This window comes from Panacagrimonas sp. (assembly GCF_965216805.1).
In the GTDB taxonomy this organism is placed as follows: Bacteria; Pseudomonadota; Gammaproteobacteria; order Nevskiales; family Nevskiaceae; genus Panacagrimonas.
The window spans coordinates 2442686-2461179 of the sequence record NZ_CBDCGN010000002.1 but is presented as its reverse complement, the minus strand read 5'-3'; the positions used below and the strand labels follow the sequence as shown (position 1 = coordinate 2461179).

At 65.0% G+C, this 18494-nt stretch carries 17 protein-coding genes; 9 read left to right on the top strand and 8 right to left on the bottom strand.

From position 1 onward, the window contains the following. Positions 1 to 80 precede the first annotated feature (80 nt). On the bottom strand, positions 81 to 716 hold the full coding sequence (locus tag ACOOHP_RS11640; protein ID WP_420466592.1) for a TetR/AcrR family transcriptional regulator: 636 nt from the start codon (positions 714 to 716) through the stop codon (positions 81 to 83). Positions 717 to 790: 74 nt separating this feature from the next. Here ACOOHP_RS11640 and ACOOHP_RS11635 point away from each other — a divergent pair, with 74 nt between their 5' ends. After that, complete coding sequence (locus ACOOHP_RS11635) at positions 791 to 1561, top strand: NAD-dependent deacylase (protein WP_420466591.1); 771 nt, start codon at positions 791 to 793, stop codon at positions 1559 to 1561. Further along, complete coding sequence (locus ACOOHP_RS11630; RefSeq protein ID WP_420466590.1) at positions 1561 to 2184, top strand: N-methyl-D-aspartate receptor NMDAR2C subunit; 624 nt, start codon at positions 1561 to 1563, stop codon at positions 2182 to 2184. The genes ACOOHP_RS11635 and ACOOHP_RS11630 overlap by 1 nt, the downstream gene beginning before the upstream one ends. Before the next feature lie 105 nt (positions 2185 to 2289). On the opposite strand, the gene ACOOHP_RS11625 is transcribed toward ACOOHP_RS11630, so the two are convergent. Further along, positions 2290 to 3759, bottom strand: a complete 1470-nt coding sequence (locus ACOOHP_RS11625) for an ATP-dependent nuclease (protein WP_420466589.1) — start codon at positions 3757 to 3759, stop codon at positions 2290 to 2292. A 93-nt stretch (positions 3760 to 3852) separates the two neighbouring features. Here ACOOHP_RS11625 and ACOOHP_RS11620 point away from each other — a divergent pair. Next, positions 3853 to 5411 (top strand): IS3 family transposase gene (locus tag ACOOHP_RS11620; protein ID WP_420465030.1). Its coding sequence is split into 2 segments (ribosomal slippage): positions 3853 to 4291 and positions 4291 to 5411, totalling 1560 coding nucleotides; the frame shifts between segments, so codons are not numbered across the junction. A 276-nt stretch (positions 5412 to 5687) separates the two neighbouring features. On the opposite strand, the gene ACOOHP_RS11615 is transcribed toward ACOOHP_RS11620, so the two are convergent. After that, complete coding sequence (locus tag ACOOHP_RS11615; protein WP_420466588.1) at positions 5688 to 6341, bottom strand: arylesterase; 654 nt, start codon at positions 6339 to 6341, stop codon at positions 5688 to 5690. A gap of 76 nt (positions 6342 to 6417) precedes the next feature. On the opposite strand from ACOOHP_RS11615, the gene ACOOHP_RS11610 reads away from it, so the two are divergent. After that, positions 6418 to 6954 (top strand): gamma carbonic anhydrase family protein, encoded by a 537-nt coding sequence (locus ACOOHP_RS11610; RefSeq protein ID WP_420466587.1) that lies wholly within the window; start codon positions 6418 to 6420, stop codon positions 6952 to 6954. Here ACOOHP_RS11610 and ACOOHP_RS11605 read toward each other — a convergent pair. From ACOOHP_RS11605 to ACOOHP_RS11595, 3 genes are all read right to left on the bottom strand, one after another. Continuing rightward, positions 6930 to 7427: a SixA phosphatase family protein gene (locus ACOOHP_RS11605; RefSeq protein ID WP_420466586.1), complete on the bottom strand. Its 498-nt coding sequence runs from the start codon at positions 7425 to 7427 to the stop codon at positions 6930 to 6932. The two genes, ACOOHP_RS11610 and ACOOHP_RS11605, sit on opposite strands and share 25 nt — an antisense overlap. A 38-nt stretch (positions 7428 to 7465) precedes the next feature. Further along, the gene (locus ACOOHP_RS11600) at positions 7466 to 8131 is read right to left on the bottom strand and encodes a class I SAM-dependent methyltransferase (protein WP_420466585.1); all 666 of its coding nucleotides are present in this window, start codon (positions 8129 to 8131) and stop codon (positions 7466 to 7468) included. A 103-nt stretch (positions 8132 to 8234) separates the two neighbouring features. After that, positions 8235 to 8552: an SCP2 sterol-binding domain-containing protein gene (locus ACOOHP_RS11595; RefSeq protein ID WP_420466584.1), complete on the bottom strand. Its 318-nt coding sequence runs from the start codon at positions 8550 to 8552 to the stop codon at positions 8235 to 8237. Positions 8553 to 8719: 167 nt separating this feature from the next. Here ACOOHP_RS11595 and pepN point away from each other — a divergent pair, with 167 nt between their 5' ends. From pepN to ACOOHP_RS11570, 5 genes are all read left to right on the top strand, one after another. After that, positions 8720 to 11323, top strand: a complete 2604-nt coding sequence (gene pepN, locus ACOOHP_RS11590) for an aminopeptidase N (protein ID WP_420466583.1) — start codon at positions 8720 to 8722, stop codon at positions 11321 to 11323. Between the two features lie 12 nt (positions 11324 to 11335). After that, positions 11336 to 12559, top strand: coding sequence for a multidrug effflux MFS transporter (locus ACOOHP_RS11585; protein ID WP_420466582.1), 1224 nt, complete (start codon positions 11336 to 11338; stop codon positions 12557 to 12559). A 93-nt stretch (positions 12560 to 12652) separates the two neighbouring features. Continuing rightward, positions 12653 to 13345: a phosphate regulon transcriptional regulator PhoB gene (gene phoB, locus ACOOHP_RS11580; protein ID WP_420466581.1), complete on the top strand. Its 693-nt coding sequence runs from the start codon at positions 12653 to 12655 to the stop codon at positions 13343 to 13345. 1 nt (position 13346) lies between these two features. Continuing rightward, positions 13347 to 14768 carry a phosphate regulon sensor histidine kinase PhoR gene (gene phoR, locus ACOOHP_RS11575; protein ID WP_420466580.1) on the top strand — a complete coding sequence of 474 codons (1422 nt, stop codon included), beginning with the start codon at positions 13347 to 13349 and terminating at the stop codon, positions 14766 to 14768. 165 nt (positions 14769 to 14933) lie between these two features. Then, complete coding sequence (locus tag ACOOHP_RS11570; protein ID WP_420466579.1) at positions 14934 to 15875, top strand: glutathione S-transferase family protein; 942 nt, start codon at positions 14934 to 14936, stop codon at positions 15873 to 15875. 24 nt (positions 15876 to 15899) lie between these two features. Here ACOOHP_RS11570 and ACOOHP_RS11565 read toward each other — a convergent pair whose 3' ends face one another. Both ACOOHP_RS11565 and ACOOHP_RS11560 read right to left on the bottom strand, forming a co-directional pair. Beyond that, a complete protein-coding gene (locus ACOOHP_RS11565) occupies positions 15900 to 17618 on the bottom strand; it encodes a cholesterol oxidase substrate-binding domain-containing protein (protein WP_420466578.1) in 1719 nt (572 codons plus the stop codon). Positions 17619 to 17794: 176 nt separating this feature from the next. After that, the gene (locus ACOOHP_RS11560; RefSeq protein WP_420466577.1) at positions 17795 to 18457 is read right to left on the bottom strand and encodes a hypothetical protein; all 663 of its coding nucleotides are present in this window, start codon (positions 18455 to 18457) and stop codon (positions 17795 to 17797) included. Between the last annotated feature and the right edge of the window lie 37 nt (positions 18458 to 18494).

The window sequence follows — 18494 nt, the reverse complement described above, 5'->3', positions numbered from 1 at the left end:
GCTCTCTGTTTTCCTTTGCGCCTTTGCGTGAAACGCTGATTGCCTTCAACAAGCGCAAGCACGACGAACGCGATTCCCGCTCAGAACGCCCGCAGCAGTTGCACCAGGTCCTGATCCTTGGCGTAGGCGCGAAACAGGGTGCGCGCAAGCACCGCCATGATGCGGTGCACTTCCTCCGGCGGCTTGTCGCGCAGCGGCAGGATCACCGTTTCCATCAGCGCGATCATGGCGCGTGCCATGTCCTCCAGATCGTCGGCCAGGTCGAAGCGCTGCTGCTGCACGCCGCGGCGCAGGACCTCCGTAATCACGGCGGCGGAATCGAGTTCGAACCGGCGCTGCGCCTCGCGCATCGGCGCCGTCTCCGGCGTATGTGGAATCAGCCAGTAGCCGCCCACGCCGTGTTCGATCTCGGGGTCGCGCACCAGTTGCTCCAGCCCGCGAAACAACTGGAGCACACCGGCCACCGGGTCCGGCGTTGCCGCCATCGGCTCGAAGATGTAGCGCCAGAACAGCCGGTGCAGCCTTTTCAGGCAGTCCAGGTAGAGCTCGGCCTTGCCGTCGAAATGCCAGTACAGCGCGCCCTTGCTCAGGCCCGTGGCCTTGGCAATATCGCCGATCGATACACCCTCGTAGCCATGCCGTGCGAACAGCAGAAAGGCGTGGTCGCGCAGGGCCTGCAGGGTGTCGAACTGCTCGTGGGCGGGTTTGCGCGGCATCGGGGCGGGGGCGGTGCTGGAATGGCATTATGAAAGGCAATGAACGCCAGTGCTCAAAGGGGGGCGCACCCCCCATGACGGACACGGAAGCCTTCGACCAGGCGGCCGATTGGCTGTGCCGGGCGCGGCGCGTGCTGGCGATTACCGGTGCCGGCATCTCCGCGGACTCGGGGCTGCCCACCTATCGCGGTATTGGTGGCCTGTACGAAAGCGAGGTGACCGAAGATCAGGTGCCCATCGAAGCCGCCCTGTCCGGCCAGATGTTGCGCCAGCGCCCGGCGCTGACCTGGAAGTACCTGATGCAGATCGAGTCCGCCTGTCGTGGCGCACAGCCCAACGACGGCCACCGCGCGCTGGCACGCATGGATCACTACCTGCGCGGCCTGACCGTGCTCACGCAAAACGTGGACGGCTTTCATCGGGCCGCCGGCCAGGACCGCGTGATCGAAATCCACGGCAACCTGCATCGACTCCGCTGTGCCGAATGTGACCAGACCTGGACCGTGGCTGACTACGTGGGCCTGGCCCTGCCGCCGCGCTGTGACGATTGCCATGGTCCGGTACGCCCGCAAGTGGTGCTGTTCGGCGAGGCCTTGCCGACCGACGCCTTGCGCCAACTGGATGAAGCCCTGAGCGAGGGCGTGGACCTGGTGATGAGCATCGGCACCACCAGCGTATTTCCCTACATCTCCGGGCCCGTGGTCCATGCCGCACGCATGGGTGTACCGACCATCGAGATCAATCCGGCGGTATCGGAGGTGTCGTCCATCGTCGGCCTGCGCCTGCAGGCGCGCGCCGTCGACGTGCTGCCGAGATTGCTGCGACGCCTGGAGGCGCGGGCCTGATGTCGCTGGCGCGCTGGGTCGAACCCTGGGAAGCACTGGGCCTGAACCCGCGCATGGAGCTGCAGGCCGAGTTGCGCCATCGCTATTCCGAACCCCATCGCGCCTACCACACCCTGCATCACCTGGCCGAGTGCCTGCAATTGCTGGAGCAGGTGCGCGGGTTCAACGCATCCAGCGCCGAGCTGGAACTGGCGATCTGGTTCCACGATGCGGTGTACAACCCGCGCCTGAGCGACAACGAACTGCGCAGTGCCGACTGGGCGCGTCGCGAGCTGCGTCGGGCCGGTGCATCGGTGGACCTTCAAGACCGCGTCGGTGCGCTGATCATGGTGACCAGCCACGACGGTGCGCCGCAGACCGACGACGAGCGTCTGCTGTCGGATATCGACCTGGCGATACTGGGCAGCGGCCCGACGCGCTTCGACGAATACGAGCGACAGGTGCGAAGCGAATACCAGCACGTGCCGCTGCGTCTGTACCGCGCCGGCCGCCGCAAGATCCTGCTCGATTTCCAGGCGCGGCCGCACCTCTACTTCACGCCGGACTTTCGCGAAACCCGCGAGGCCACTGCACGGGCCAACCTGCAACGGTCCATCGAGCGTCTGTCGGGTAAGTTCTGGTAGTCGATCCGCTCCCGGCGACGGTTCCAATGTTAGCCAAAGCCCAAACATACACGGCAGCCTCTGGCGGACCGGGTCCGCCAGAGGCTGCCGGTGAAAAAACCCGGATTAGCAGTTTTCGTAGCGTTCTGAAGGGGTACCGGTCTCAGTTGCTTCAATGAGCCTCCTCGCGCGCTTTCCCAGGTCCTCGCAAAAGGCTTGATTTGCGCGCACCCAAAGTGCAAGGAAGGCGCCCCTCACTATGGGCTCAGACACAAAGCCAATCTTGATGCCAATTTGGTTGAATACGAGGTGAGGGTCGCGGTTCGTTGACGCAACTTCTTCGATGGATTTCCGAACAAGCTCCTGTGCCTCCGGAGGACGTTGACATGAAACAGTCAGGATCGCTAGGTCCTGATCCAGCCGATCACGGATCCCATTGAATACGGCTAGCTCTGGCTGCGCTCCCGGGAGTCTGACTATGCCCGCGTTCAGATCTTCATGCTGAGCGGAGTCCCCGTCTAGGACGCATAGGGACTTAAAGGTTACGGAGGGATTCCCCATATGCCCCCGATGGATGCTCACCGCGTTGCCATCTCCCTGGACGGCGTGCACCTCAACCTGATCGTAGTCCGCTCCTAATGTTTCGCGAAAAACGGTATCGACCCATTTTTTTGCGAAATCATCTTCGACAAAGACAGCGAGTTTTTTGTCTACACGGCCCGCTACGGCCCGAAGTGCTTCAACTGAAAGTTTGCCCTGCCGAAGCTTTCCGTCGATACATGCCCATATAGCTTCGTTAGGAAGCGGTGATAGCGCATAGTCACTATGTGTAGTGAAGATGGTTTGAATCGACTTTCGCTCGGCAACGTCAATCAAGTACTCCACCATTCTCTTTGTTGCAACGGGATGAAGACCATTCTCAATCTCTTCGATCAGAATGAGGCTGTTTGTGGGAGCTTGCTCGATCTTCGTGATCATCCGGATTATGGACGATTCGCCCGCACCGAAATGAAACTCTGAGTAATTGTTGTCGCCGGCTCGACCCACCAGAAACGTATCGTCATAGCCGTACTGAGTCACGCGGTAATCTGCAACAGACTTACCGAGAATATGTTCAACCTGCCTTGCGACGCCTGAACTAAGTCGATTAAGGGGCGGTCGGTGTATATAAGTCGAACGCATCAGCGCCTTGAAACGCGTCTTCTCTCCTGCCGGAACAGTGCGTTCAATCCCGAAGAACAGGACGTCTCTGTCGGCAACATCGCCACGGACCCATTTGGCCTGTCGGAAATTGGATGTGCGTTTAACTAGCTGACGAGTATTGAGCTGCTTATCGACTATATCGTACTCAACCCGCCAGCCCGCCATTGACTCGTCTCCAACGGTGCTCTTCGGAAAAAATGTGCCAGGTTTGATCGGCTTATATGCGCAGCCGGACGCCCCTAAAACGGCTGACTTTCCGCTTCCGTTTGGACCAATGAGCGCCGTAACCGGGAAGTCGAACGTGATGTCCTCGCCAGAAAATCCCCTAATTCTGGAAATGCTGGCCCTAAAAAGGTACTTGCCGTAATCGTGCGTGCGGACCTTGTCGAGCAATTGAGTCTTAGTGGACTCTCTGATTTCCCCCCCGCGTCAGAATAGTTGCCGCCTTGATAGGACCATCCCTGGGGGCGTCAATGAAGGTAGAACGTGGCTCGATACGGACAAGGATTCAAGGACCGCGCGGTAGCGCGGCTGTTGCCGCCTGAAAGCGCGGCGGTGGAAGACGTGGCGTTAGCAGTGGGAGTGGGTGCCCAGACCTTGCAGCGTTGGCGAGAGCAGACGCAGTCCGGGCCGGTGAAGGCTCGGACGTGGACCGCGGGATCGCGTCTGGAGGCGGTGATTGCAACAGCACCGATGGCCGAAGCGGATCGGAGTGTGTGGTGCCGGGAACAGGGTGTATTTCCGACGGAGTTGGAGAAGTGGCGGGCCAGCGCAACGGCCGCACTGGCGGAACCCGAAGAAGCCCGTGCCAGTCCGCAGGCGACGCGACAGGACCGCAAGCGCATCAAGGAGCTGGAGCGCGACCTGCTGCGCAAGGACCGGGCGCTGGCGGAGACGGCGGCTCTGCTGGTCCTTTCAAAAAAACTCGCGGCGATCTTCAACAAGGCAGAGGACGAATGATCGACCTCGAAGATCGCCAACGCCTGGCCCACAACATTCAAATCGCCCAGGGTGCCGGTGCCCGGCTGCACGCCGCGTGCGACACCGCGGGCATCGACACCCGCACCCTGCAGCGCTGGAGAGCGTGCGGGGGGCTCGTGGACGGCGATGGAAGGCCCCAGGCCGTCCGACCCACACCGGCGCATGCCCTGAGCCTGGCCGAGCGTGCCGAGCTCTTGCGCGTGGCTAATGAGCCGCGCTTTGAGGCCGTGCCGCCAGCGCGCATCGTGCCGATGCTGGCCGACGAAGGCGTGTACCTAGCCAGCGAGTCCAGCTTCGCGCGTGTGCTGCGAGCACATGGCCAAGCCACTCACCGTGGACGCGCCCGCGAGCCGCACACGGTACGCCCACCGACCACCCACATCGCCACTGCACCGCGCCAGGTGTGGTGCTGGGACATGACCTATCTGCCGGCCACGGTGCTGGGACGCTGGTATCACCTCTACCTGATTCTCGACCTCTACAGCCGCAAGATCGTCGGCTGGGAGGTCCATGACCGCGACCATGCCGATCACGCAGCGCATCTGGTGCGGCGCACCGCCCTGGCAGAGGGCATTGCGGCCCTGGTGAACAAGCCCGTGCTGCACGGCGACAACGGCGCCACGCTCAAGGCCACCACGGTGCTGGCGATGCTGCACTGGCTCGGAGTGAAGCCCTCCTACTCGCGGCCGCGGGTGAGCGACGACAACGCCTACGCGGAATCGCTCTTCCGCACCGCCAAGTACCGGCCCGAGTTTCCGGCCAGAGGATTCGAAGACCTGGCGGCAGCGCGCGCCTGGGCAGCCGGCTTCGTGCGCTGGTACAACATCGATCATCGCCACAGCGGCATCCGCTACGTCAGCCCGGCACAGCGCCACGACGGCAGCGATGGTCCGATCCTGGCGGCGCGCCACGCGCTCTACGCCCAAGCCCGCGAACGAAACCCTGCACGATGGTCAGGCGCAACGCGAAACTGGTCGCCGGTACTCGCCGTCACCCTCAACCCCGAACGCGACTGCGTCATCAACACCCACGTCGCCGAAACCTTTAAGCAACTCGCTGCATGAATGAGGCGGCAACTACCTTGACGCGCGCCGTTTCACTGAAGGACATGTTGGTGTCATTTTTGAGAGCTACGGAGACGGCACTAGCTAGTTTCCTGAGGCTAGCGGGCGATTTTTAAACAAGATACTAAATGCCATCGACTTTAGCCTCCTCGCCACCGAGGCGTCGCCTAGGCACAGACACCGCTGCGAAGAGCTCACCAAGGTGCCGATCAAGCGACCGGTCTTTCGGGGAGGCGTCGATCGGTGGCATCAATGCGTGATTCCGTTGTCGGACTCTCAGATCGCGCGCGCCGCCTTCAATAAATCCTCAATTGCCAGCGCCATGTCGCGATAGCCCTCGGCGTTGGGATGTATGCGATCCGCCTTGCGGCTGTTGTCACCCAGCACCTCGGCGATGATCTTCGATTCCAGCGGCAGGCCGTAGCGGGCTGCCAGTTCGAAGTAGGTGGGTTCGGTGTTCAGACCGACCAGACGTGGCTCGGGCACGCCAAGCAACACCAATGCAATGCCGCGTTCGCGCACCAGATCGATCATCGCCGCCAGGTTGTCCTTCATGCGGCCCCGGTCCTGTTTGCGCAGCATGTCGTTGCCGCCCAGGCACAGGATGACGAGGTCGGGATCGACGTCGTCCAGCACCTCGGGCAAACGCGCCAGGCCTTCGGCCGTGGTTTCGCCGGGCACACCGGCGTTGATCACGGTGCGACCGATCTGTGCGGACAGCACGGCCGGGTAGGCGCTGTCCTGGCCGGCGCTGGTGCCGTAGGTCAGGCTGTCGCCGAAGGCCAGAATCGTGGCATCGGTGTCCAGCGGCGCCAGCGCCGGTACCGGCTCGGTACGGCTGCAGGCGATCAGCAGCACGCATAGCAGTGCGGCGATCATCGTTGCGGCGGCTTGCATGCGGCGCAGGCGGCTGGCCATAGTGAGCCACATCCGGGCGCTCCCGGTACCTGCGCGGTCGCAGCTTTCTGCGCCTGTCCATCTATCCATCATCAAGGTTGGTTTGCTCATGATCTATTCGCTGGAACAGCACACCCCGGTGCTCCAGGGCGACAACTATGTCGCACCCAATGCCACGCTGATCGGTCGCGTCACGCTGGAGCCTGGCGCCAGCGTGTGGTTCAACTGCGTGCTGCGTGGGGATTGCGACGACATCCATGTGGGGCAGGGCAGCAATGTGCAGGACGCCTGCGTGCTGCATACCGATCATGGCTTCAAACTCAGCATCGGCCAGAACTGCACCATCGGCCACATGGTGATGCTGCACGGCTGCGAGATCGGCGACGGAAGTCTGATTGGGATCAAGGCGGTGATACTCAATGGCGCCAAGATCGGCAAGAACAGCATCGTCGGTGCCGGCACGCTGATTCCGGAACGCAAGGTGTTTCCGGACAATGTGCTGATCATGGGCGTACCGGGCAAGGTCGTACGCGAGATCGGGCCGCAGGACTTGGCTGCGATGAAATTCGGCGCGGAGTTCTACCAGCAGAACGGGCGTCGCTTCCGCGAACAACTGGTCGCTCAGGACGCGCCGTCCTTGGGGTAGAGGAAGTGGATCAGCCGGCCACAACCGGGGCCGACTTCCGCCCAGCGCTCGGCATGCAGCTCGAACGCGGCAATCGAGCAGGTGGGCATGTCGTTGAACGGACAATGCGCCAGGGTGCGCGCCAGTTCGGTGAACCCGGGGTTGTGCCCGAACATCATCACATGGCGCGCGCCGCTGTCGAGGCTGCGTAGGGTTTCCAGCAGACCGTCCAGGCTCGCCTCATAAATGCGGGGGCGCACTTCGATATCGTCGGGCGAAACATCCAGGCCTGCGCAGAACAGTCGCGCGGTGGTGATCGCACGCAGGGCCGGGCTGGATACCAAATGGTCGGGCTGGCGCCCGAGCAGCGCGTAGCGTTGGACCATGATGGGCGCATCGCGCTTGCCGCGCGCGTTGAGAGGCCGCTCGAAGTCGCTGAGCTCCGGAGCGTTCCAGGAGGACTTGGCGTGACGGACCAGGGCGAGTCGGAGCATGCGAGCAAGTGTGCCGCGCGAGGCCGCGCATTTGAAGCTCAGGCGCTGGGCGACAGGTAAATGTCGAAGCGTGCCCGCGTGCCTTCGAGCACCGCATCGGGCTTGCGGGCGCTGATCCAGGGCGCCTTGGCCGGGCGCTTGACCGCCACCCGCGGTGCCAGGCGCAGGGCGTGCTCGAACAGTTGCAGGGCGTCGAGGTCGTCGCCGGCCAGCTCGCGCAGCAGCTGCATGTCCTTGTGCGGCAGCGCGCTCTTGCCGTCGTCCGGATACATGGGGTCGAGGTAGACCGCATCGAACGGCCCCTGGCCGCGACCGACGTCGAGCGCATCGGAGCCGATGATCAGCACGCGGTCCGCCGCGGCCGCCCAGGCCGGGTCGGGCGATAGCCGCGCGCGGCGCTGGGCGTCGCGCAACAGCTCCACGGTCAGTGGCTGGCGTTCCACCAGGGTCACCTGCGCGCCCAGGGCGGCGAGGGTATAGGCATCGCGGCCGAGTCCGCCGGTTGCATCCAGCACGCGCGCGTCGGGCTTTCGATGCAGGCCGGCCGCACGCGCCAGCAACTGGCGCCGGCCGGCGCGAACGCGACTACGCAGTTCGGCTGACAGCCAGTCGATGATCAGCGGTTTCCAGTCCGCGCGGTGCAGCGCGCGGATCGCCAGGCCGTCCTGCAGCGACTCCAGGGCAAAGGCGGGGAATTCGGTCATGCCTTCACCGGCCTGCACTCGGGGAACGCACCGATGGACGCGGGTCGGCGGCCACAAAAAACCCCGGGTGTGCGACCCGGGGTTGGATTGGCAGACCGGATGTTCAGCCGACCTTGGACGCGTCGAAGAAGCTGGCCATACGCTGGGCCAGCATCATGTCGCCTTCGATCTGCAGCTTGCCGGTCATGAAGGCCTGCATGCCGTTGAGCTCGCCCTTCATCAGCGCGACGAGATCGTCGTCCTCCATGGTGATGGCGAGGTCGGAGCTGGAGGCGGGGCCTTCGGCGGCGGTGCAGGTGCCGCCCTTGATCACCACGTGCATGGGCGTGGAGCAGTTGAACTGGATGGTGCAGTCGGCGCCGGCCGCTGCAGAGGCGTCGAAAGCCTGGGGAAGATTGCGAATCATGTCGGCAGCGCTCATGAAAAACTCCGTCAAAGATCGGTTGGTGAAAGTCGGTTGGGGAAAGGCGTGGAAAAAGAGCAAGTGGCGGATGCTAGCCCGCGGCCCATCCGGCGACAACCTACAATGGGGCCGTCGCGCGGTGCGGTAAGGCCGCGTTCCCGCTTTTGCTCTGCCGAGTCGTCTACGTGATTCTTCGCTCCGACTATCGCCCATCCGATTATCTGCTGGACCGCATCGATCTGGAGGTGCGCATCGATGCGCTCACCACCGTGGAAGCCACGCTGCAGCTGAGGCGCCGGCCGGGTGTTGAGCCTGCGGCACCATTGCGCCTGGACGGCCGCGAGATGGAATTGCTGGCGCTGGAACTGGACGGTGTCGGGCTGTCGAATCAGGATTACCGAGTCGACGCCGAAGGACTCTCGATCGACGTGGTGCCGGCGCAGTTCGTGTTGCGCGTGGTCACCCGGATCGACCCCGAGCGCAACACCTCGCTGGAGGGTTGGTATCGGTCCGGACCGATGCTGTGCACCCAGTGCGAGGCGCGCGGCTTTTCGCGCATCACCTATGCGCTGGACCGGCCGGACGTGCTGAGCCGCTACCGGGTGCGCCTGGATGCGGACGCCTCGCGCTACCCGGTGCTGCTGGCCAACGGCAATCGCATCGAGTCCGGCGAGTTGCCGGAGAATCGGCACTACGCGGTGTGGGACGATCCGTTCCTGAAGCCCTGTTACCTGTTTGCCATGGTCGCCGGCGACCTCGCGCGGGTCGACGGCCACCACCTGACTGCGAGCGGTCGCAAAGTGGACCTGCATTTCTACGTGGACCGCGGCAACGAGGATCGCGTGGCGCACGCCATGCACTCGCTGCAACTGGCGATGGACTGGGACGAGTGCGTCTACGGGCTGGAGTACGACCTCGACACCTACATGGTCGTGGCCGCGCGTGAGTTCAACATGGGCGCGATGGAGAACAAGGGGCTGAACCTGTTCAACGCCCGCTACGTGCTGGCGTCGCCGCAGACGGCCACCGACGACGATTACGACGGCGTCGAATCGGTCATCGCCCACGAGTACTTCCACAACTGGACCGGCAATCGGGTGACCTGCCGCGACTGGTTCCAGTTGTCGCTCAAGGAAGGGCTCACGGTGTTTCGCGACCAGTGCTTCTCGGCCGACCAGGGGTCGCCGCAGGTCACCCGTATCGAACAGGTGCGCATGCTGCGCGCCATGCAGTTTCCGGAGGACGCCGGGCCCACCGCGCACCCGGTGCGGCCGGACGCCTACAGCGAGGTCAATAATCTTTACACCGCGACCGTCTACGAAAAGGGGGCGGAGATACTGCGCATGCTGGCGGGCCTGCTCGGTTACGAGTGCTTTGTGGCCGGGGTGCGCAAGTATCTGCAGGACCACGATGGCACCGCGGCCACGGTGGAGGACCTTCTGGCCGCCCTCGAGAGCAGCGGCGGGCGCCCGCTCGACGGATTTCACCGCTGGTATGCGCAGTCCGGCACCCCGCGGGTGGACATCACCGACGAATACGACGCCCACACCCGGCGCTATCGTCTGCGCCTGCGCCAGACCACGCCGGCGACGCCGGACCAGCCGCACAAGCAAGCCTTGCCGATCCCGATCCGCTTCGGTCTGCGCGACTGGCAGGGCCAGCGTATTGCCGCGGCCAGCGACAGCGCCCTGCTCGATCGTCCCGACCTGATCCTGCTGCAGGACGAGCAGGCGGAGATCGTGTTCGACAACGTGGCCGCTCCGCCGGTACCGAGCTTTCTGCACGGGTTATCCGCGCCGGTGCGGCTGAATTTTCCGTACCCGCCGGACGCTTTGGCCCTGCAGGTGCTGCACGAGGACGACGGCTTCCTGCGCTGGCAGGCGATGCAGCAACTGATGATGGACACCTTGGGGGAGCTGTCGGTCGGCGGCGCTGGCGAGCACCACCGCATCCTGCTGCAAACCCTGCAACAACTCGCGGCCGAGCCGCCGGAAGACAAGGCACTGCTGGCCGAACTGCTGCGCCTGCCCGATCCGGTGGACCTGGCCAGCCAGTTCGAACCGCTCGATCCCCTGCGTCTGGCGGCGGCACGCAGGAATCTGCAGCAGAGCATCGCGCAGGCGCTCACCGGCCCGATGTCGATCTGGGTGACTTGGGCGCCGGAGGAGCGCACCGCCGACAACCGCGCGCGGCGACGCTTGTCCAGCCTTGCGCTGGGCTATCTGGTCGGTCTGGGTTCGGCGCGCGTGCGCCAACTGGCGCTGGAGCGCGCGACGTCCTCAAGCATGAGTCTGACCATGGGCGCCCTGCGTGCGCTGCGCGACTCCGATTCGCCCGAGCGCGCCCAGGCCATGCAGGCCTTCTACAACCGCTTCCGCCATGACGCCCTGGTGCTGGACAAATGGTTTGCGCTGGAAGCCGGTGCCGATCTGCCGGATCCGCTGACGCGGGTGCAGGCGCTGCTGACCCATCGCGACTACCAGCCCAATCCCAACCGTGTGCGCGCGGTGCTCGGGACCTTTGCGCGCGAGAATCTGGCGGGTTTCCACGCTCTCGACGGCAGCGGATACCGCCTGCTGGCGGCGCAGTTGCTGACCCTGGACCGCGGCAATCCGCAATTGGCGTCGCGCCTGTGCGAAGGTCTGCTGGGCTGGAAGCGCATGGCCGCGCCGTTCGATCGGGCGATGCGCGAGGTGCTGCTGGAACTGGACGCGCACAACGTGTCGCGCGATCTGCGCGACAAGGTCGACAAGGCGCTGGAATCGGCTCGCGTTCGCGCTCCGGCCTGATCGGGTGCGCGCATGAAACACCGTTTCCCGGGCTGGCTGATGCTGCTCGCCGCGCTGACCGCGGTGGGGCCGCTGTCGATCGACATGTACCTGCCGAGCTTTCCGGCCATTGCCGAGGCGCTGCACACGACGCGCGGGTCGGTGGAGCGTTCGCTGCCGATGTTTCTGGCCGGGCTGGCGCTGGGCCAATTGTTCTACGGGCCGCTGAGCGATCGCTTCGGGCGCCGTCCGCCGCTGCTGGTCGGGCTGAGTATCTACATTGCCGGCTGCCTGGGTTGCGCACTGGCGACCAGCATCGACCAACTCAATGGGTTTCGCCTGCTGCAGGCGCTGGGGGCCGGAGTCGGCATGGTGGTGTCGCGCGCGGTGATCCGCGACCGCCTGGATCCGCGCGAATCCGGTCGCGCCATCGCCTCGCTGATCCTGGTGATGGGGCTGGCCCCGATCCTGGCACCGCTGGCCGGCGGCTGGGTGCTGGCGGCGTTCGACTGGCACGGCATCTTCTATTTCCAGGCCGCGTTCGGCTGCGCCTGCCTGCTGTGGGCGGTGTTCACGATGTCCGAGACCCGCCCGCTGGCCGGAGTACTTCCGCTGCGCCTGGGCCGCGTGCTGCGCACCTACGCCAGCTTGCTGGCAGACCGCCGCCTGATGCTGCCGACGCTGTGCAGCGGCCTGGCCATGGGCGGCATGTTCGCTTACATCGCCGGGTCGCCGTTCGTGCTGATCGGGCAGTACGGGGTCAGCGAGCAGGACTACGGCCTGCTGTTCGGTGGCAACGCGCTGGGCCTGATCCTGTCATCGCAGCTCAATGGCTACTGGCTGCGCCATCGGCAACCGGTCGCGGTGATGCGTCACGCGGTATGGGTGCCGGGCCTGGCCGGCTTGGCGCTCCTGCTGATGGGCCTGTTCGGTCATCCGCCGCTGACCCTGCTGATGGCCGGCCTGTTCGCCTATATCGCGGTACTGGGAACGATCATGCCCAACGCCAGCGCTATCGCCATGGCCGAGCAGGGGCATGCGGCGGGAGCGGCGTCGGCGTTGATGGGCTGTACCTCGTATCTGATCGGCATGGCGTCGGGGCTGGGCGTGAGCCTGCTCGACGGTCACAGCGTGCTGCCGATGGTGGCAGCCATGGCGGTTTGCGGCGTGCTGGCCACCGGCTTCGGTGTGTGGTCCTTGCAGCGCCCTCCGGTGGTCGTCACCGCCGAGGTCACTCCCGACCCCCCGCCGGCGTGACCGGCGCGACCGGAGCATGTGAACCTGCAGTGTCATCAAGTTGCGGTCTGTAATATGACGGCAACAATCCGCTCATAACATTATGGTATGGGCATGCAAGACAAGCTGGTTCTGGTCGTGGAAGACGAAGGATCGATCAGGGATATGGTCAAGTTCGCGCTGGAACGTGCGAGCTTCCGGGTATCGAGCGCCGGCAACGCGGCCGACGCGCGCATGAGCCTGGCGGACGAGCGTCCCGATCTGATTCTCATGGACTGGATGATGCCCGGGGTCTCCGGCATCGAACTGGCGCGCGAGCTGAAGAACAACGCCACCACGCGGGATATCCCGCTGATCATGCTCACCGCTCGCGCCGAGGAAGAGGACAAGGTGCGTGGCCTCAACATCGGCTGCGATGATTATGTTTCCAAACCGTTTTCGTTCCCGGAGCTGATCGCGCGCATCAACGCGGTGCTGCGGCGCGCGATGCCGGGCGGGGAAGAAGAGCGCCTGAGTGCGGGCGGGCTGGAAGTGGACCACGCCAGCCAGCGGGTCAGCGCCAACGGCGAGCCGATCCGGCTCGGCCCCACCGAGTACCGACTGCTGCATTTCTTCATCAGCCACCCCGAACGGGTCTACACTCGAGAACAGGTTTTGGATCGCGTGTGGGGGCAGAACATCTATGTCGAGGAACGCACGGTCGACGTACATATCCGGCGCCTGCGCAAGGCGCTGCAGCCGTATGGCTTCGACAACATGATCCAGACCGTGCGCGGCACCGGGTATCGGTTCTCGGAGAAGTTCTGACATGGCGGCTGCGCCGGGCAGCGAATCGGCGCCACGACCGCTCCCGCCCATCGCCGGCAGCGAGTCCGGAGACAGCGCCCCGACCTTCCACAACGTGCGGGTGGCGGTGCGCGGCGAACTGTTCAAACTGGCGGGCTTTGCGCTGGGCGGCGGCCTGACCGGCTGGTTGTTCGGTCACGCGTTGGCCGGTTACGCGGTCGCCCTGAGCCTGTACCTGTTGTGGCAGCTGCGTTATCTGCGTGCGCTGCGTCAGTGGCTGGAAGCGCCCAAGCAGGTCGAGCTGCCGGAGCCGGAAGGCATCTGGGGCGAGATATTCGAGAAGCTGCTGGACCTGCAGAAACGCAACCGCAAGCGCAAGAAGAAGCTCGCCGCCATCGTGTCGGAATTCCAGGCCTCCACGGCGGCGCTGCCGGACGGTGCGGTGGTGATCGGTAACAACGGCGAGATCCAGTGGTTCAACAAGGCCGCACAGGCCTTGCTCGGTCTGCGCGGCCAGCTCGATGTGGGGATCCGCATTCCCAACCTGATCCGCCATCCGGATTTCACCGATTACTTCGGCGACGGCGAGTATCTGGGCGAGGTGGAGGTGCCGTCGCCGGTCAATCTCAATGTGCGCGTGGCGCTGAAGATCATTCCCTACGGCAAGGAGCAGCGCCTGATGATCGTGCGCGACGTCTCCGAGCTGCGGCGGCTGGAAACCGCGCGACGCGACTTCGTGGCCAATGCCTCGCACGAGCTGCGCACGCCGCTCACCGTCCTGCGTGGGTATCTGGATATGATCGAGCCCGAATCGCGCAACGACGGCCCACTCGCCGAGTGGCGCATGCCCATTGCCGAGATGCGTACGCAGTCGGCGCGCATGGAGTCGCTGATCAACGACATGCTCAAGCTGGCACGGCTGGAGTCGGATGCCGACACCAAGCAGGACGTGCTCGACGTGCCGGTGGTGCTCAAGCGCGTGCTGGAAGATGCCCGCAACATGTCGCGCGGTGCGCATCGTCTGGAGGTGGAGGTCGACACCGAGCTGTTCCTCTACGGTCGCGATGCCGAGGTGCACAGCATCTTTGCCAACCTGGCCTTCAACGCGGTGCGCTACACGCCGGAGGGCGGTCGCGTGGCGCTGCGTTGGTATGGCGACGAGGAGGGTGCGCACTTCGTGGTCAACGACAGCGGCATCGGCATCGCTGCCGAGGACATCCCACGACTGACCGAGCGCTTCTATCGCGTCGATGTCGGTCGTTCGCGCGCCAACGGCGGTACCGGCCTGGGCCTGTCCATCGTCAAGCATGCGCTGCACCGCCATGAGGGGCGGCTGGAGATTTCCAGCGAGCTGGGCGTGGGCAGTACGTTCACCTGCCATTTCCCGCCGCACCGCGTACATCGCGCGGAGATTCCTCCGGAACAGCGCGCGCTGGCGGGGTAAGTCTCACACGCCGATGATCGAGCGGATTCAGCGGACGAATGTCGGCGCCGCTGCAGGCCGGCAGCCGTCGACAACGCGGCGCGCGGCGATATTCCCGGGCCAGAACGGCGCGCAGGGCGGTCAAGGTGGATAAGCTTGGCAACTTCCCCCCGTCTGAACTCGTCCATGAGCGCCGTCGCACCGATTCTGCATCACTACCAGACTTCGCCGTACTCGGAGAAGGTACGCAAGATTCTGGCTTTCAAGAAGTTACCCTGGCGATCGGTGGAAATTCCTCCGGTCATGCCCAAGCCGGATCTGATGCCGCTCACCGGCGGCTACCGCAAGACACCGGTGTTGCAACTGGGTTGCGACATCTATTGCGATACCAAGCTGATCTCGCGCGTGATCGATCGTCTGCAGCCGAGCCCGGCGCTGATCCCGGCAGGTTTGGAGGCCGACACCATGATCGCCGAGCGCTGGGTCGATCAGGCGCTGTTCTTCAACGCGGTGGCCTTGTTCGTTCAGCCGGTCGGGCTCGCCGCGTTCGGCGCCAAGGCGCCGGGTCTATTGGACGCCTTCATGAAGGATCGCGCGGCGCTGTTTGCCCAGGGCGGTAACCAGCCCTTGCCCTGTATCGAAACCTCGCGCGCGGAATTGCCCGGCATGCTCGGCGCGCTGGAAGCTCAATTGGGGAACAAGCCCTTTCTGCGCGGCGAGCAACCCTGCCTGATCGACTTCGCGATCTACCACCCAGTCTGGTTCATCCACAGCAACGCCGGCATCGCCGGAGAGCTGCAACCATTCCCGCGAGTGAGGGCCTGGACGGAACGCATCCTGGCGTTGGGATCCGGTGACTGCTCCGACCTGTCGGGGGACGAGGCGATCGGCGTCTGTCGCGGGACGACTTCCGCGCAGCCCCCTTTGGCCGGCGCCGAACTGCAACTGCCGTCGGTAAAGATCGGCGACGGCGTGGAGATTGCGGCCAAGGACTACGCCATCGATGTGGTGACCGGCGAGCTGGTGATCGCCAACGCGGCCGAGATCGCGATTCGTCGGCGCGACGAACGGGCGGGGACCGTCATCGTCCACTTCCCCCCCGAAGGCTTCAGCGTCAAGCCGCGCTGAACCCGGCGCGTCGAGGCCGGCAGCTCAGCTTGCCGGCATCAGCCGATCAAGGAAGTCGTTGCGGTAGATGTTGGCGGGATCCAGGTCGCGCAGGGTCTGCAGCGCAGCGTCCCAGTTGGCGTCGGCAGGACGTCCAGCGCGCAGGAGACCCGGAATGGTCTGTCCGAGCACGGCGCCATCCTCCCAGGCCGCGGTTTGCGTGTACGCCCAACCCTTGGACCATTCGGGACGCAGCGCGGCGTCGCTGCCGACGAAGTGTCCGAGCATCCACTGTTCGATGTCGCGGAAGAAGGCGTACATGTCCGGCGTGGTCGGGATGGTGAGCAGGGACAGCCACACGGCCGTATCCCACTCGGGGTGGTCCGGTCGCGGCACGATGGCCGACAGCATCGCCTCTTGAGCGCTCACCGCACCGATGTCCGGCGCGCGGTCCAGGCCGGTGACGCGATATTCCACCGGCATGTTGACCGGAAAGCGCCCCTGATCGCGATAGGCCTGCAAGCGGCTCAGGTATTCCGCGGTGAAGTCGCTGAGAACCTGCTGTACGTTGCCGCGTGAGGTCAGCACCACATAACTCAGTTCGTGGATGCGCAGGGTGGTCGGCTTGATGAACAGCAGCAGGTCTTTCGAGGGGCCCCATAAATCCAGGCTCAGCGTTGCCACCAGACCGGCCAGGGTGGCCTCGTAGATGGTTTTTCCAAACAGGGGCGCCAGTTGGGGCTGGCCACTGACCAGCGCTTGGGCCAGATCGGTGACCGCGCGCGGCAGGTTGTCGCTGAACGCATAGTTGTAGGGTCGGGTGACCGCACGCGAGCCCGGAGGCTTTTGCGGCGCGACGCTCCACACCTTGAGCCAGGGGCGTTCGGTGAACGGATACCAGATCGACTCGATGCGTCCGGCGCTGTCCAGAAAGCTGGCGATGTCGCGGCCACCGCTCCCCGGCGGCGCAAACAGTTCGCTGGCCGCAATGCCGATATAGCTCTGGCAGCGCAGGTTCTGATTGGGCTCCACCGCCAGGGTGGCCTCGACGATGAAAGCGCGGCCCAGGTGCGCGAGCAGCGCGCCGATCTGCGGATCGTTGCGCTCGAAGCGGCGCAGCGCGTACTGGCCCAGACCGCCGTCCCACACTACCGCGAGCAGCGAAAGCACGCGGTTGCTCATCGAGCCGTAGCTCTGCTGCGCCAGCGGCGCCTCATCGACTGCGGGAATGGCGCAGCCGTGCCCGTTGATGGCCAGCACGCCGCCCAGCGTCACGTCGCCTACGGCGGGCACCGCGGTAAATCCGAAACCGTGCTGCTGCAGGAAGTCGAGCAGGTCCTCCATCAGGATTCCGGCCTCGGCCCTGACCGCAGGCTGCTCGGAATCGGTCACCATCTCGACGCGGTTGAGGAAGGCGGTGGTGTCGGCCACCACCAGCGGCGAGACCGCAGTGGTGTTGAAGCTCACGGTCAGCGGCGACCAGTTGTGGCGCATGCCGCGAGCGCGCAATTGGTGCCCATTGCGTGCCGCCCAGTTGGCCGCCGCCACCACGTCCTCCGGTGTGCGCGGTGCGAAGGTGCGCAGACCGGCAATGTCGAGCTCGCGGGTCCAGTTCCGATAGTCCTCGGCGTACGTCTCGATTCCGCGCGGAAACGGCTCCGCCGATGCGGGCGCGCCCGCAGTGCCGGGTGGCTCGGACGAGGATCCGCAGGCCGTGCCGGCGCCGGCGGCCATGATCGAGATCAGGAAATCCCGTCGGCTCAAACCCGATCCGCACGGGTGTGCGTTCTGCGGACGAACCAATGGACCCCGGTTCACGGACACCCCCAGCATCGACGAGACCGAAAATGGGGTCCGCTGCGCGCCGGGCGTCGAACTCCGCTGGCGCAGCTTATCGAGTCGTGAACGCGCGCGATACGGGGCGTCTCGGGCGGGGCATCTCAGGCGAAAACGACCTCGGTGTAGCGGCCGAACCAGCCGCGCGGCGATACGCTGAGCCGCCGATACCGGCGCCACATCTCGATGATGCGGCGCTCTGCCTGACGGTGGGTGTCGTCGAGCAGGATCACGCAATTCGAAGACAGCCGCGGCCCCATCACCGGCATCAAACCGTAACGGCCGCCCGGCGTGCTGCCGGGCGGGCCGTCACAGACCACCAGATGAAAATGCCCGGCGGCAGGCTCGGCGGGCGGCTCGTACCAGCGATAGCCGGCGTAAGTCACCAGCGGCGCATGACGCAATTTCACGTGGCCCAAGCCCAGAGCGCGGAGTACCCGGGCGAGATGTTCGAACCACTCGCGGTTGTGTTCCAGCACCACGAAATCGATCCCACGCGGGGCGGTCAGCGCCGCGATCAGCAAGGTGGTGGCCCCGGACCCGCACTCCAGGATGGGCCCCTGGCTGGCGGCGACTTTGCGCCCGACATGCCGCAGATACGCAAACCCGGCGGCGTAGCCCAGATTGCCCCACGCCAGTGCCAGCAGCACCACGTCCAGCCAGCCCGGCGATTGACCGGCCGGCAGTCGCTGCAGGCGGCGCACCGCCAGGTTCAGGGCAGCAAGCTTGAGGGAAAAACCGAGGCGGGCAATGCGCTGCGAAAGCATGGATAAGGGCTCTGGATCGGGTGTTCGGCAGGCCCCG

Excerpts from the sequence above, each read along its gene's own strand:
- ACOOHP_RS11640 (WP_420466592.1), bottom strand. The coding sequence starts at position 716 with ATGCCGCGCAAACCCGCCCACGAGCAGTTCGACACCCTGCAGGCCCTG.
- ACOOHP_RS11560 (WP_420466577.1), bottom strand. The coding sequence starts at position 18,457 with ATGCTTTCGCAGCGCATTGCCCGCCTCGGTTTTTCCCTCAAGCTTGCT.
- phoB (WP_420466581.1), top strand. The coding sequence starts at position 12,653 with ATGCAAGACAAGCTGGTTCTGGTCGTGGAAGACGAAGGATCGATCAGG.
- ACOOHP_RS11600 (WP_420466585.1), bottom strand. The coding sequence starts at position 8,131 with ATGACCGAATTCCCCGCCTTTGCCCTGGAGTCGCTGCAGGACGGCCTG.
- ACOOHP_RS11585 (WP_420466582.1), top strand. The coding sequence starts at position 11,336 with ATGAAACACCGTTTCCCGGGCTGGCTGATGCTGCTCGCCGCGCTGACC.
- ACOOHP_RS11635 (WP_420466591.1), top strand. The coding sequence starts at position 791 with ATGACGGACACGGAAGCCTTCGACCAGGCGGCCGATTGGCTGTGCCGG.
- ACOOHP_RS11595 (WP_420466584.1), bottom strand. The coding sequence starts at position 8,552 with ATGAGCGCTGCCGACATGATTCGCAATCTTCCCCAGGCTTTCGACGCC.
- ACOOHP_RS11570 (WP_420466579.1), top strand. The coding sequence starts at position 14,934 with ATGAGCGCCGTCGCACCGATTCTGCATCACTACCAGACTTCGCCGTAC.
- ACOOHP_RS11610 (WP_420466587.1), top strand. The coding sequence starts at position 6,418 with ATGATCTATTCGCTGGAACAGCACACCCCGGTGCTCCAGGGCGACAAC.
- ACOOHP_RS11605 (WP_420466586.1), bottom strand. The coding sequence starts at position 7,427 with ATGCTCCGACTCGCCCTGGTCCGTCACGCCAAGTCCTCCTGGAACGCT.
- phoR (WP_420466580.1), top strand. The coding sequence starts at position 13,347 with ATGGCGGCTGCGCCGGGCAGCGAATCGGCGCCACGACCGCTCCCGCCC.
- ACOOHP_RS11630 (WP_420466590.1), top strand. The coding sequence starts at position 1,561 with ATGTCGCTGGCGCGCTGGGTCGAACCCTGGGAAGCACTGGGCCTGAAC.
- ACOOHP_RS11615 (WP_420466588.1), bottom strand. The coding sequence starts at position 6,341 with ATGTGGCTCACTATGGCCAGCCGCCTGCGCCGCATGCAAGCCGCCGCA.